The 13,811-nt window shown below is 30.3% G+C and carries 13 protein-coding genes; 2 read left to right on the forward strand and 11 right to left on the reverse strand.

The window, feature by feature from the left end:
- The first annotated feature begins 39 nt into the window (after nucleotides 1-39).
- A complete protein-coding gene (locus LCI24_RS11605) occupies nucleotides 40-348 on the forward strand; it encodes a hypothetical protein (protein ID WP_274640518.1) in 309 nt (102 codons plus the stop codon).
- Nucleotides 349-486: 138 nt separating this feature from the next.
- Here LCI24_RS11605 and LCI24_RS11610 read toward each other — a convergent pair whose 3' ends face one another.
- The 4 genes from LCI24_RS11610 to LCI24_RS11625 form a co-directional block, all read right to left on the reverse strand.
- Nucleotides 487-1,410 carry an AraC family transcriptional regulator gene (locus LCI24_RS11610; protein ID WP_274640519.1) on the reverse strand — a complete coding sequence of 308 codons (924 nt, stop codon included), beginning with the start codon at nucleotides 1,408-1,410 and terminating at the stop codon, nucleotides 487-489.
- A complete protein-coding gene (locus tag LCI24_RS11615) occupies nucleotides 1,382-1,930 on the reverse strand; it encodes an alpha/beta hydrolase (RefSeq protein ID WP_274640520.1) in 549 nt (182 codons plus the stop codon). The genes LCI24_RS11610 and LCI24_RS11615 overlap by 29 nt, the downstream gene beginning before the upstream one ends.
- A gap of 367 nt (nucleotides 1,931-2,297) precedes the next feature.
- Nucleotides 2,298-2,606 carry a hypothetical protein gene (locus LCI24_RS11620; RefSeq protein WP_274640521.1) on the reverse strand — a complete coding sequence of 103 codons (309 nt, stop codon included), beginning with the start codon at nucleotides 2,604-2,606 and terminating at the stop codon, nucleotides 2,298-2,300.
- Nucleotides 2,593-3,906 (reverse strand): NAD(P)/FAD-dependent oxidoreductase, encoded by a 1,314-nt coding sequence (locus LCI24_RS11625; RefSeq protein WP_274640522.1) that lies wholly within the window; start codon nucleotides 3,904-3,906, stop codon nucleotides 2,593-2,595. The genes LCI24_RS11620 and LCI24_RS11625 overlap by 14 nt, the downstream gene beginning before the upstream one ends.
- Before the next feature lie 114 nt (nucleotides 3,907-4,020).
- Here LCI24_RS11625 and LCI24_RS11630 point away from each other — a divergent pair, with 114 nt between their 5' ends.
- On the forward strand, nucleotides 4,021-4,455 hold the full coding sequence (locus tag LCI24_RS11630) for a DUF7738 domain-containing protein (protein ID WP_274640523.1): 435 nt from the start codon (nucleotides 4,021-4,023) through the stop codon (nucleotides 4,453-4,455).
- Here the strand turns inward: LCI24_RS11630 and LCI24_RS11635 are convergent.
- From LCI24_RS11635 to LCI24_RS11665, 7 genes are all read right to left on the reverse strand, one after another.
- Nucleotides 4,450-4,977: a hypothetical protein gene (locus LCI24_RS11635; RefSeq protein ID WP_274640524.1), complete on the reverse strand. Its 528-nt coding sequence runs from the start codon at nucleotides 4,975-4,977 to the stop codon at nucleotides 4,450-4,452. The two genes, LCI24_RS11630 and LCI24_RS11635, sit on opposite strands and share 6 nt — an antisense overlap.
- Entirely contained in the window at nucleotides 4,978-5,400 is a 423-nt protein-coding gene (locus tag LCI24_RS11640; RefSeq protein ID WP_274640525.1) for a secondary thiamine-phosphate synthase enzyme YjbQ, read from the reverse strand. It lies immediately after the preceding gene.
- Between the two features lie 9 nt (nucleotides 5,401-5,409).
- Nucleotides 5,410-6,159 carry a LytR/AlgR family response regulator transcription factor gene (locus LCI24_RS11645; protein ID WP_274640526.1) on the reverse strand — a complete coding sequence of 250 codons (750 nt, stop codon included), beginning with the start codon at nucleotides 6,157-6,159 and terminating at the stop codon, nucleotides 5,410-5,412.
- Between the two features lies 1 nt (nucleotide 6,160).
- Nucleotides 6,161-9,079: a sensor histidine kinase gene (locus LCI24_RS17010; protein ID WP_274640527.1), complete on the reverse strand. Its 2,919-nt coding sequence runs from the start codon at nucleotides 9,077-9,079 to the stop codon at nucleotides 6,161-6,163.
- A 479-nt stretch (nucleotides 9,080-9,558) separates the two neighbouring features.
- Nucleotides 9,559-10,065, reverse strand: coding sequence for a hypothetical protein (locus tag LCI24_RS11655; protein ID WP_274640528.1), 507 nt, complete (start codon nucleotides 10,063-10,065; stop codon nucleotides 9,559-9,561).
- A gap of 86 nt (nucleotides 10,066-10,151) precedes the next feature.
- Entirely contained in the window at nucleotides 10,152-11,459 is a 1,308-nt protein-coding gene (locus LCI24_RS11660; protein WP_274640529.1) for a hypothetical protein, read from the reverse strand.
- Nucleotides 11,460-11,545: 86 nt separating this feature from the next.
- Entirely contained in the window at nucleotides 11,546-13,708 is a 2,163-nt protein-coding gene (locus LCI24_RS11665) for a choice-of-anchor D domain-containing protein (RefSeq protein ID WP_274640530.1), read from the reverse strand.
- Between the last annotated feature and the right edge of the window lie 103 nt (nucleotides 13,709-13,811).

The following is a 13,811-nucleotide window of genomic DNA, read 5'->3' on the forward strand; positions in this document are numbered from 1 at the left end:
TTATGCTCATATGTTAGTTGTATACATTGAGAATTAAAAGTGAAAAGAAAATTTGATCAAAACAAAAATATGTTAGAAATATTAGCAATAGTTTTTTTAGGTAAAAAAATAGCTGAATTGGCAGAAGAAAAAGGAGAAAATCCTAAAAAGTGGAGAGGTATAATGATTGGCTCTTGGTTTGGGACAGAAATTTTGGGAATTGTAATATTTGCCTCTACAGTAGGAATAAGTGATGACACTATTTTTCCTGCTGCAATTACAGGTCTAGCTTGTGGGTTAGCTAGCTATTTTATTGTTAGAAGCATGCTATCTTCAAAGCCAAACACTTCTCTAAAAGAATTATCATAAGGAACAGCTGTAATAACTTACTCTGCATATAACCTTAATCGTTAGCTCACTAGATAGTATTATCTTATAAAATTTAAATATTGCATAGTATCCTAAGGGGTTCTATGTAATATACACCTATAGTATTACGATAACTTTCTACTCCACAGGAATACAGAAATCTACAATACATTTCCCTTCTGGATGTTCATTAGGGTTATTGTAAAAAATCTCATACGGATCTTGATCTGCTTTTTTGAAACCATGTTCACTCATCCACACAAAACTACTTTCCCATGCTTGTTGAAATTCTGACGGAGTAATTTCTAAACGAGATACTATACATTTTGCTTCGGGGATTTCTTTTACACTCACTTCTCCTTCAGTTTTTACCTCTGAATTTAAAGTTAAACAAACACTCATTCTTATTTTGTCTTCATCAGTAATTTTTGGACTGTCGTGATATACCGTTAACATTCTTAAATTTTCCTGCTGCATTAACCCTTTAGGATAAGCCCATTGCATCAATTTATTGTAGGTATTACCAACCGCTTCCATTTTTCCTAGATGTGTCAGATAGGCAACTTTTAAAGTTGGCATTTTTTTTACTTCGGTTTTAGCTTTCATTTGCATCCATGTTAAGTTTTTATCTATGTTACAAATGTATTGTTCAAACTGTGTTTCTATTTCTCCATTCTTGCTTTCAGTTTTACAAATCTTGCTATATTTTAGTGAACTTTCTTTTTTAAAATCGGCAGGACTTATTCCGTAAAACTTTTTAAAAGCCCTTGAAAATGATGACAAAGTTGCAAAACCTACTATTTCGGATACTTCTGTAACCGTTTTATTCTTTTTATTTAGTAAAAAAGAAGCTGCCTTTTCTACTCTCTTTCTAGTAATAAAATCATTAACCGTTTCTTTAGTTACGGCTTTAAAAAGTCTATGAAAATGATATGGAGAGAAATATGCTTTTTCTGCTATTTCTTCTAAAATAAGTTTTTTTTCTAAATTTTCTTCAATAAAATCAATAGCATTACTTATGCGTACAGCTGTTTTATTGGGTATTTTTTGATGTGGGTTCATAACTACTTTTTATTAGTAAACATAACCATTTAGCAAACTCTTCTTCCTTATACATTTCATGTACTTTCTCCGGAATTATACTATAATCTACCTTCATTTTTTCAAACCAATTATTATTTGGCTTGTAGTTATCTTCTTCTCCAAAATAAAGTATTGCTTCGGCTTTCGGTTTTTCTGTTTCATAACGTAATCTTGTGGATGAAATAGCATAAAGTTTTTCAATATCTAAACCTTTTAAACAGGCTTTCCAAGCTATAGTTCCTCCTATACTGAAAGCTAACACAGTGAATCGTTCTTGTTCTACCTCTACTAAGTTTTTAACTGCTCTCTCAAGTCCTCCATTTACAAAAAAGTTATGTCGTTCTTTTTCTGATAAGCTTTTCTCAGGTATCTCTGCTAGTTCACAACTACTATAAAAGGTAACTTGAAAGTCTTCTGACAATTTATCCACATACATAGCAACCCAACTAGCATCTGTAACTCCCCAAAGGTCTGATAAAATTATTAATTGATGTTTCATGTGCTACTACTATCCTTTTTTTGCAAAACGAAAAATACAAAGCCTCCAGCAAAATATAAAACAACATCTAATACATCGGCTGTATACCTTGTATAATATTTAGGTAAAACAAACTCAAATAGCACTGAATATATTACACATATATAAAGTACTACTCCTAAAGAAATTTGAAAGCTCTTATCATTTCTGCTCCATTGTAAAATAAAGAGACATACTGTTAATACAATAGGTATTATTAAAAAGTCGTTTACATAATTATTAATGGTAGAGGGAAGTTTTACACTTAACTTTTGCGCAACATAGATAATGCTTCCTATAACTATTGAAACTATAAAGTAATATGTAAGTATTTTTTTTTGCACGTTACCTACCCTGCTGCTACCATAGCTACAAACCATGCTATTAAAGCGCCAATAGCACTTACTAATAAATATGCTGAATACAAAATCCATCCAGCAACTCGATACAACCAAAATGGATTCCTTTTTAATCGTTCTGCTAAATTGGGATTTTCTATTTCATGTTTTGCCTTCTTAAGCTCTTCTTCTTTATATGCTGTAACTTTTTGTTCTTGTTTTTTTTCAAAAGAAATTAATGTGTTACAGTTTTTACAGTAATCCCTATTCTTATTAAAAACTCCACAGTTTGGACACTTAACATTTCTAGTGATTGCCATTTTCTTGTTCTTTAAAACTATACTTGTTTTTCTTTTTGTAAGGACGGATGATAAGCCTTGTTTCTCTATCAAAACGTACATAGTTATATACCCAATTCATAAATACCACTGCTTTATTTCTAAATCCGATAAGTGAAAACAAATGCACAAACATCCAGATAAACCAAGCAAAAACTCCTTGAAATTTCCAACTAGATAAATCTACTACTGCTTTATTTCTTCCAATAGTTGCCATTGATCCCTTGTTATTGTACACAAATGGTTTTTGCTTTTTACTTTTTAGTTTTGCTAAAATATTTTTTCCTAGCAACCTACCTTGTTGAATAGCTGGTTGTGCCATCATTGGATGCCCTTTTTCATAATCCTTAGTTTTCATACATGCTACATCTCCAATAGCATGTATATTATCATATCCAATTACTTTATTATATTCATCTACCTTAAATCGATTGGCTCTTTCAACTATACACTCTTTATTTAAACCATTTACAGCAGCTCCTTTTACTCCCGCAGCCCAAATAACTGTTTGTGCTTTAAAATGATCGTCACCATTAGTAGTTACAGTCTCTCCATCGTAATCCAATACACGAAGATCTTTCCATACATCTACCCCAAGTTTTATTAAAAAGTCTTCTGCTTTTTCTGAAGCTTTATTACTCATTCCTTTTAATAACTCTCCTGAACTTTGAATAAGGTTAATTTTCATCTGTCTGATATCCAAATCAGGATAATCTTTAGGTAAAATACCCTTTTTCATTTCAGCCAAAGCTCCAGCTAACTCTACTCCTGTTGGTCCACCACCAACAATAACAAAATTCATTAACGCTCTTCGTTTCTCTAAATCGGTAACCAATAGTGCTTCTTCAAAGTTTTCTAACACCAAACTACGAATATTTAATGCTTGTGGAACCGATTTCATTTCCATTGCATACCGTTGAATGTTAGTATTACCAAAGAAATTAGTTGTTGATCCTGTAGCTATAATCAACTCATCATACTCTAAATCTCCTATTGTAGTTTCTATATAGTTTTTCTCTGCATTTATTTGAGTAACTTTTGCCAGCCTGAAGAAAAAGTTTTCTACATCGTTAAATCTTTTTCTTAAAGGAAATGCTATACTATCAGGTTCTAACCCACCTGTTGCTACTTGATATAATAAAGGCTGAAAAGTATGGTAATTATGTTTATCTATTAAAACTACCTGTAATTCTTGGTTTTCTAAAGCTCTTGCGGCTGCCAATCCTGCAAACCCTCCTCCTATAATTATTATTCGAGGAAAACTCGTTTGAGGTATGTTCATTATTTATTAGGGTTTTATATCTAAAAAGCAAATTTAACTAAAAGAGAAAGGAGTTAGTTAAAATTTATTTTTTAGTTTTACGTTCAACCCCCGTTAATCAAATCAAGAACTGTCATGTTTAATTTTTTTAAGAAAAAAAAAGTAAAAAACTTAACTATAGTGTGCGATACAGACGTTATACACATTAATAGTAAACCTCTTACATTCCCCACTAATTACGATGCTTTAGTTGAAGTTTTAGGCAAACCAAGTAGAGAATTAAAGAAAAGTAATGATTATATTATTTGGGATACACATGGTATTTTTTGTGGTTATACTGAAAGAGATAATATTTTATCTATAAATATTTATCAGAATAAAGAAGATAGAAGTGAGTACAACACCAAAAAACAGTTTAAAGGAAGGCTTTTTTTAAATAATGAAGAAATTACTAATAATGAGTTTGGTAAAATTCCATTAGGAAAAGTTGCAATTCACAGACTAGGTAGGGAAAGCGACACTCGTTTTGGATTTAGTCTTGGCGTTAATAGAGATTATAAAGACTCATAATTCTAACTTTATTTGCTGTAGAGTTTTGTTTGTTGTTACCAGTTTATTGATTATTTTTTTTCTCAAAACATCAATATCTTCTTCATAATAACGCGCCCATTTGTACTCTTTAAATAAGGTTTGAACTTGCTTTAGACGTTGATGTACTAATTCTGAATTCATTAAAAAGTAATTATTCTCTAAACCTTCTTCAACTCTTTTTATGCTTGCTTTAGCTTTTGTATAATCTACTTCTAAATAGAATACTTTATCGATACTGTTTAATGGATAAAAGCTTGACCAATTTGCATACCCTACATAATATTGCTGATTTTTATAATTATCTATTCCTTGAATTTTCCATCTGCAATTGGCAACTCTACCCCAATGGTTAGAATAACGAAAAACTCCATCTTCTGTATAATAGTAATAACTCCCTGATTTGCTTTGAAAGTGTGCTTTAATATCATCAAAAAAATTGATTCTTTGCATTTCAAACTCACAATAAGTACTTCTGTAAAAATTGAATTTATGGTACTTCATTTAATTTCCAAAAGCCGTTAATACTACTTTTCTTCTTCCCCCATAATTTCTATGCTCTCCTAAGTACACTCCTTGCCAAGTTCCCAAATTGAGCTTGCCATTGGTTATTGGAATTTGTACCTGACATCCTAACATAGAACTTTTAATGTGCGCAGGCATATCATCTGCTCCTTCGTAGTCATGTTTATAGTACGGCATATTTTCAGGAATCATCTTATTTATATGCGACTCAAAATCCATTCGTACAGTTGGATCAGCATTTTCATTAATGGTTAAACTTGCAGATGTGTGCTTAATAAATACCTGAAACTGCCCTATTTTAATTTTATTAAGTTCTGGAAGAGCTTCTAATAGAATATCTGTAATTAAATGATAGCCTCTATCAAATACTGGTAATTGAATTTCTTTTTGGTAAAACTGCATACCGCAAATCTAAAACACTTCTTTTATAATTTTTAAGAATTCTTGCTTTTTTGTTTTAGAAATAGGAATTGTTGTTTGGTTTTGCATTAGTAAAAAATCTCCGTCTTTTTTTACAAATTTTTCTAAATAATGAAGGTTTATTAGGTAAGATCTATGACATCTAAAAAATAAATTATTTCCCTGAAGTTGATTTTCAAAGTACGCTAGTGGTTTACAAATTAATTCTCTTTCTCTATTTGCTAAATGTACTTTTGTATACATTCCGTCTGCTTCTAAATATAAAATATCTTCATGAGACACAAAAATAATTTCTCCTGGTACTTCTAAAGCTATTTTATGTGATGATAACGATTGAATGGCATTTTTTAACTCTGAAAATTGTACTGTTACCTTTTTTTGATTGATATTAACCTTTGCTTTATTCATAGCTACTCTTAACTCTTCTCTATCAATAGGTTTCACCAAATAATCTATTGCCGATAACTTTAACGCATCTAACGCATATTGTTGATATGCTGTTGTAAAAATTAATTGAAACTCAATAGGTTCAGAAATAAAGTCTAATATCTCCAATCCAGAGTATTCAGGCATTTCAATATCTAGAAAAACAATATCAGGAGTATGCTGATTTATTTCTTTTACTCCATTTAATAGATTATCAGCTGTAATAACACTTTTTATTTCAGGAAAAAACTCTATAAGCATCATTTCCATCACACTACGTGCTTTTGCTTCGTCATCAATTATTAACGCTTTCATTTTAAATTCTTTTAATTTTTAGTGTTACTACCGTTCCTATAGCCTTATTATTTTCTTCAACTTTATCAGTAAACTCAACTGAAATATCAAACAACTTTTCTTTCTTGTATAATGAAACTCTCTCATGAGTGGCGTTCACTGCAAAAGATTTATGTCCTTGTCTTTTCTTATTGATTTCAGATGATTTTTCTCTTCCTATACCGTCATCTTCTATAGTTACAATTAACACATTACTTCTATTTTTTTTAACTGTTATCCATAAATTTCCTTGTTCTTTTTTATGAACAAGTCCGTGTTTTATGGCATTTTCTACAAACGGTTGTAAAAATAACGGTGGTACTTCAAATTGATCTTTATTGATGTTCTTATCTACGAAGAAATGAACTTTAAATTTATTCTCAAATCGTAATTGCTCTAACGCTATATAAATTTCAAGTGAATTGAGTTCTTCTTTAAGCGATATTACATTAACCCTACTATGATTTAAATACATTCTAATCAAGCGAGAAAATTTAACCAAGTAATCGCTTGCTAAATATTTCTCGTTCTTCATTACATAGTCTTGAATTGCTCCTAAAGAATTAAATATGAAATGAGGATTCATTTGTGAGCGTAAGTTCTCTAATCGTAACTTACTTATTCTACTATCTAAGATCACTTTTTCTAATTCTCGCTCTCCTTCTTTTTCTTTCCATTGCAATTTAATTCGGTAATATATTACTACCGCTAAAACTGATACGAAAAACACAGCTGCAATGAACCACCAATTCTCCCAAAAAGGCTTTTGAACAATAATTTTGACACCTTCACTTTCTTTCCCTATACTTCCATCTAAACTTTTGGTTCTAAGTAAAAACTCATATTTTCCAGATGGAATTCCAATATACCTAACAACATCATCATTCAATTCAGATGTTTGCCATTCGGTGTTGAAGCCTAAAAGCTTATATTGAAAAACATTTTTGCTACTAGCTTTAAATCCGTTTGCATTAAAATTAAATGTTATATCATTGGTTTTATAAGGTAGTTCATACTTTGTTTTTATTTCTTGTTCGTTACCTCCAATTTTAACATTACTTATATAAGCCAATGGAACCGTTTTAGAGTCGTCCATTAAATCTGGAATAGACACATCTATTCTACATAAAAAATTGTTTCCAGGTATCCATAAATGATTATTTTGAACAACTGGATGTTTAAACTTAATAGCACTTTTATCAGTTAAATTGATTGTTTTTATCAATTTTTTATCTGTATCATATCGCTGTACCCCTTTTTCAGTAACAATCCATAGGAAATTATCCTTTCCTAAAATTCCTTTTATTTGAGATTGCAACAATCCTGTTGAATACGTAATACTGTCGGTTACTTTTCCTGCTTCTAACCCTAAGATTTTATCTCTTGTAGTTGCCCATATTTTACTATTACTAGTTTGAGTGTATTCAGAAAAAATAATAGGTTTGCCTTGGTAACCTATAGGAATAGTTTGTAGTTTCTTATTATAAACTACCGTTCCGTCAATATAAGTTAGGTAAATAAGTTTGTTTTTAGAATCGTAATGAGTGCTAATAGGTCTTTTACTCTCTAAAACTATGTGTTCTTTATTTTTTGACAGATGCGTATAAATAATAGCATGTCGATACGATAAGCACACCAACGAATCTTTGCTGATTTGAGCAAAACCTTTAGCAGTAGTAAACTGACTTCCTACATTCGTTACTCCTTTATTCTTTAGATCATAAATATAACTACTCGTACCGTTGGTACTTAAATAAGCTCTATTGAGTATTTCATCATATTTTATTCTATTTACCGGTCGTTGATTTGATAAATTCGTAATTATATAATCGTTATTTTGTGTATTATAATCAATCAAATTACCATTTTGAGTACCTAATAACAACCGATTTTTCGCTACAACTTCTATTGAAATAATGTCTTCTTTTATCTCTAAAAAACTCTTTTTTGTTATTCCTAAACTTGGTACTACAAAAACACCGTTTTGAAGTGTTGTTAACCAATAATTATTTTCATTGTCTTGTAAAACATCGGTTATATGATAATCTTCAAAAATCTGTTCAGTATCATTAACTTTTGCTTTTTCAGAGGTTCTATAAATTCCATTTGATGTTAACAACCAGTTTTCTTGAAATTTCTTTGTATTGTATACTTGAGCTTTCTGAAAACTATTTGGAAGTTTTATAGAACTAATTTCTCTCGTATGAATATTGATTGAAAATGCTTTTGAGACATTACTTTCTAATTTAACAACAATCTCATCAAACCACTGAAACATCTGAAAATTTCCTTTATTTAAAGAAAACTTTTTTTTATTAAATTTTACTTTTTTAAAAACTGATCCCCCATCTTCTTCATAAACATGAGTAATGGTATTTGTTTCTTTTAAGTTATAGTAAAAAAAACCGTTTTCAGATTTTGCTATTTTAGAAACTTCAGCATTTAAATCTTTTTTTACCGCCCCTGTTTTTTTGTCTATCTGAAAACTCTTCCTCTGAGATATAAAAAAGATATCGTTATTCAAAACCATTAAATGAGCAAAAGTTCCTTTTAACTCATCAGAAAAGTCTTTAAAAAGCTGTAACTCTTTATTTACAACTTTATAAATATGTCCTGAAATTGTAGAACACCATATTTGTCCCTCTTCATCAATTTGTAAATTGAATATACTTTTAGTAGTTGCTATCGGATTTTTTACCTTAATAAACCTTTTACCGTTATAGTAAAACAAGCCTTGTTCTGCACCAACCCAAACAAGGTTATCTTTATCTTGAATAATATTAAAATTAGCCAGAGAAGCTAGACCATCATCCGAAGTAAATTGCGTATAAAAAGGCTCTTGTGAAAAAACATTTTCAAAGAAAAGAAATACGAAAACAAGTATGCAAAAAGTTTTTTTCACAAATTTAATATTACTTTAAAAAGGCGGCTATGCAATAATACGCAAAACGCCACCTTTATTGACAACTGTTCTTAGTTTAAAATTCATTAATTAACTCCTATTATAATCAATTTATAACCATTGAATGACTTTTCAATACTAACTTTTTTTAACCAATAAAATTTACCTCTAAAAATTAATGGTATAAATAGAAATTTATGAACCGTATGAGTGTGTCTTTTTTTATTATCCTTTTTTTAAAATAAAGTTTCATTGTTCTAAACAACATAATTAAGTATAAGAAACTCTAGAATAACTTCCTTCTACAACTTCATCATCACCTGATTATATATCTGAAAATAAATCAATTGTTGATTCAGTAAATTCATTTATTTTTAATTTCCTTTTTTTAGCTGAGTTTACAGTCGACTTCAGTAATAAAATTAATAATAGAACTATATTTATTATACTTTTAAATTCTCATAGTAATTATTATTTCTTTAATCTTCTGTGTATGCCCCACTATATTCTCCTTTAAATACAACACCATCAAGTCTTTTATATAAATATCTTAATTTGATATTGTCCTCAGTTAGTTCAACAACTTTAACATATCCTTCTGTAGCTTTTTTACTGTCAACATTATTTGACCTTAAGAGTTGAGAACTATTTACTACTCCTAAATAATAATGAGACTCAGGTATTTCTACAAAGTAGTCTACATCCATTGAAATATCAGTTTGTTTAATTCCTTCAAACTCCATTTTGGCACCAGAACCTAATGGTAGTTGGGTTAATTGATTTTTTGTTAATGAATGTAATAGTAATGCAATATCTCCCTGAAAATCATAGCTTACATTTACTAGTTGAATTCCATATTCATCCTGCCCAAAACTCATAGTATTATTATAAATTTCTTGTACTTGGGCTTGTTCTTCTTCAGAACAAGAGGTTAATCCTATTAGAAATAAGAATACTACCATTAATAATTTGTTTCTTTTTTTCATTTTGTTTATTTAGTTAAACTTGTTGTATTTTTTGAGAAAACTCTGTCAATTGGTGTGAGTTTTATGACACAAGTAAGTTGTTAATTTTATTTTATATCACATTTACAATAACCTCCATAAGGTGCTCCTCCAGTTCGGCTAATTCCATTAAAATAAACTTCTCCGTATTTTCCGCCTCCTGTATAATCTCTTCGTAAAATAAACTGTTGTAACATACACTTTCCATCAGAATTTTCCTGAACTACAACACCTACTACCCATTGGTACAAAGGAACTCCTGTTACTTTATGCTTTACTGTTGACCATCTATTCGAAGTAACATATTGTCTTAAGTTCTTCATACTTGTTTTGCTGTAATAAGCATTTAAACCTTTGGTAGCAATTCCTATCAAGCTACTGTTTAAGTTACCTTTAGTTGGCATTTTTACTTTAGTTAATGCATCTCTTTCCGAATCTTTACGTAATTCTTCAAAAAGACCAAAGGTTGTTTTTTCAGTTAACTCAACATTTTTATAATATTTCTTAATTTTTTCTGGGTCTTTAGCAGCAATCACAAACTGTTTTGGTTGTGCATTATTCATCCACTTGTGACCTTCATTGTCGTTTTTGTGATATACTTCAGCTCCAATTAACAATACACCTGGCTCTAATAAAAGTACATTTGCATTGGTCCATTCAGGTCCGCCTCCCATTCCAAATTGAAACTGAATATTTCCTTTATCGGCAGATTTTCTATAATTTTCTAGTACTACTCCGTATCTTTTTTGATCTGGAGTAAAAAACGCGCTTAACTGATATGTTGTTGGATCATATTCTATAGAAAAACCTTCATAAATATCTCCTGGGTTACTATCAAAATGACTTGATGGATTTCTAACAAAGTATTGTGATAAATGGTAGTAACCAGACAGTTCCATCTTATCAGAAAAACCACCATCATAAGCAGGTAACTTTTTAAACTTTGTTCTGTTTAATACATAAATTTGATTGTCTTTAAATTTATCATTTTCACTACTTTCTATAGGTGAAGGAATTTCACTCACAACCGTTCCTTTACTATTTTCTTTAGCTAACAAAGCTTTTTTTTCCGCTGCTTGTTTTTGTTGATATTCTTTATACTTTTTAAAATAAAAATCTTGCTTTTGTTTATCGTTAGGATATTTTTTAGCTAGTTCTTTTTTAAACTCTTCGTCTGAATACTCATTTGTATTAGATGTTGAATTAGTATCTGAACTTGTAGTTGATTTTTCTATTGATGAAGAAGCTTTCTCTTCTATTTTTTTTGTTACTTTTTGCTTAGCTTTTTTTAACATGTTACCAAACTGAGCATTAGCTGTTTGATGAAACAAAAAACTAGCGAAGAATAAACAAACTAATATTGTATATTTTTTCATTTCTATTATTGTTTTTATACTGCTAGAAGCTACCTGCTTTTTACACAGGTAACTTTCTTGAATTACTATTTAAAAGAAAATGTTTTTTATTGACATGCAACTGTACTCCAAGAAGCTCCAGATGGCTTAGCCCATTGATTTGCTGTGGTATTCGGTGGATTTAAAGGGTCAAACCCAGCATCATGTTGAATACAAGTTAAGTTAGAGTTCCAATCTGCAACCATGTAAAGAAAATTTACATTATTACCATTTGCAACATTTAAGCTTGATAAGTTGTTATATCTAGCATGTAAACTATTAACTTTTGGATTGCTAGAAATATCTATACTTGTTAAATTGTTGTTGTAAACAACCAAAGTTCTTAAATCTGGATACATAGATACATCTAACGAACTAATTTGATTATGCTCTAAGTATAAAGTTTTTAAACTATTTGCAGTTGTTGGTAATACTAGTGTTGAGATATTATTATCTCCACACTGAAAGTTCCCTAAACTTGAGTGGTTTGTTAAATCGATTGAACTTATATTGTTCTGCTGAATTAATACAGTTTGTAAAGCTGTATTAGCTGAAAGATCTAAAGCTGTTAAACTATTTCCTCTCAAGGTTAATCTTGTTATTGCTGTATTCTGACTTAAATCTATACTTGTTAACGAATTATTCATAGCATGAAACTCTGTAATATTCACAAAAGCCTCTACACCTGTAACATCTGAAATACTTAACCCATCAACACGAATTAAACCTGAGTATGTCTGAGCTTCTGACACTTGAATTTCACTATCTCCATTAGTATTAATAGCGTTATTAGCAACTAAAGCCGTTTTAAAATTAGCATCTGGTATATTTACAATAGTACCTGTTGCGGCTTGCAACCCCTTCCCATTAATAATAATAGCATAACTCGGTTTTGTAGGATCATTACTTTCTACAACTATCATTGCCTGCTTTTGTCCTTCAGATTGTGGTGTAAAACGTGCTGTTACCTCATAAAAGCTATTAGGAGCAATCGTTTGTGGTGCAGATACATTTACCAAAGTAAAGTTATTAGCATTGGCTCCGCTCATTCTAATATTACTTACCTCTAAATTTCCTTGACCATTATTCTGAATAGCAAAAGTTAAATCATTTCCAGAGTTCCCTACAGTAACATCACCAAAGTTCAATCCTGTTTCACTAAAAGCAATTGCAGGTTGTGCTGGCGCTGTTCCTGTTCCATTCATTGGTAAAAACACTTCATTTTCACTAGAGTTATTAAAAAATCTAATAGATGCTGAAGCAAATCCTTGTGAACTTGGCGTGAACTTAACTTCAAAAGTATATGTATCACCTGGAGCAATAGTTCTTATTAATGAACTTGTTCCTCCTATTACTGTAAAAGATGATGATGAACTACCTCCTATAATATTCACATTAGTAATCTCTAAATCTGTATTTCCTGTATTAGAAACTGTAATATTTTTAGATAAGTCTTCACCTACTTCAACATTCCCAAAACTTATAGGTGATTCACTAAACTCTATAACTGACATAGGTGTTGCTGTAGCTTTACCGCTTAAGGCAATGGCTTTAACTCCTGCATTAGTTGTCACCTCTAAACTTGCTGTTTTTTCTCCTACATTGGTTGGCTCAAATACTACCGTAATGGTTTTAGTTTCTCCTGCAGCTAAAGTTTCTGTTGTTGCTGAAGTTGAAAAGTTAGCAGCATTGGTCCCTTTTATTTCAAAGCCTGTAATTTCTAAGTCTGCATCTCCACTATTAGTTATAGTAAACGTAGCGTCTTTTGTTTGATTAATCTCTACGTTTCCAAAAACCAAAGCCGTTTCACTTAAATCAACACCTGGTAATGGTTTTGGTTTTGCAATTCCTGTTACTTTTACTTCTTTTTTCCCAATATTAGTCGTAATTTCTAAGATAGCCTTTTTTTCTCCTTCTGTTAAAGGAGCAAAGGTAATTTCAAAAGTATACGATTCTTCCTTTTTAATTACTTTTGGTACTGCACTAGTTGAAAAATCAGCAGCATTTGTTCCTTTTAATACAAATTCATCTATTTCTAAATCTGAACCTCCCTCATTTGTTACTTTAAACGAATAGTTAATAGTTTGTTCTACTTCTACTGCTCCAAAATCCTTTTCTATATCAGTAATAGAAAACTCTGCTGGAATAATTTCTTCATCCTTATCACAACTTGTGATACTTACAAGTACAAAAAGAATAGCACTTGCATACATGTTAATTTTTTTTCTCATGTGTGTTTATTTTTCTGATTTATTTTTTGTGCTTCCTTATAGTTATAAAGCACTTCTCCCTTATATTGGAAGTAAAATTACACACAGGATACCTCTTACAGTG

This window comes from Tenacibaculum larymnensis (assembly GCF_028829235.1).
Lineage (GTDB): Bacteria > Bacteroidota > Bacteroidia > Flavobacteriales > Flavobacteriaceae > Polaribacter > Polaribacter larymnensis.

What these genes read in the sequence shown, in the direction of transcription:
- LCI24_RS11610 (WP_274640519.1), bottom strand. Translation starts at nt 1,410, where the DNA reads ATGAACCCACATCAAAAAATACCCAATAAAACAGCTGTACGCATAAGT.
- LCI24_RS11615 (WP_274640520.1), bottom strand. Translation starts at nt 1,930, where the DNA reads ATGAAACATCAATTAATAATTTTATCAGACCTTTGGGGAGTTACAGAT.
- LCI24_RS11620 (WP_274640521.1), bottom strand. Translation starts at nt 2,606, where the DNA reads ATGGCAATCACTAGAAATGTTAAGTGTCCAAACTGTGGAGTTTTTAAT.
- LCI24_RS11625 (WP_274640522.1), bottom strand. Translation starts at nt 3,906, where the DNA reads ATGAACATACCTCAAACGAGTTTTCCTCGAATAATAATTATAGGAGGA.
- LCI24_RS11630 (WP_274640523.1), top strand. Translation starts at nt 4,021, where the DNA reads ATGTTTAATTTTTTTAAGAAAAAAAAAGTAAAAAACTTAACTATAGTG.
- LCI24_RS11635 (WP_274640524.1), bottom strand. Translation starts at nt 4,977, where the DNA reads ATGAAGTACCATAAATTCAATTTTTACAGAAGTACTTATTGTGAGTTT.
- LCI24_RS11640 (WP_274640525.1), bottom strand. Translation starts at nt 5,400, where the DNA reads ATGCAGTTTTACCAAAAAGAAATTCAATTACCAGTATTTGATAGAGGC.
- LCI24_RS11645 (WP_274640526.1), bottom strand. Translation starts at nt 6,159, where the DNA reads ATGAAAGCGTTAATAATTGATGACGAAGCAAAAGCACGTAGTGTGATG.
- LCI24_RS11655 (WP_274640528.1), bottom strand. Translation starts at nt 10,065, where the DNA reads ATGAAAAAAAGAAACAAATTATTAATGGTAGTATTCTTATTTCTAATA.
- LCI24_RS11660 (WP_274640529.1), bottom strand. Translation starts at nt 11,459, where the DNA reads ATGAAAAAATATACAATATTAGTTTGTTTATTCTTCGCTAGTTTTTTG.
- LCI24_RS11665 (WP_274640530.1), bottom strand. Translation starts at nt 13,708, where the DNA reads ATGAGAAAAAAAATTAACATGTATGCAAGTGCTATTCTTTTTGTACTT.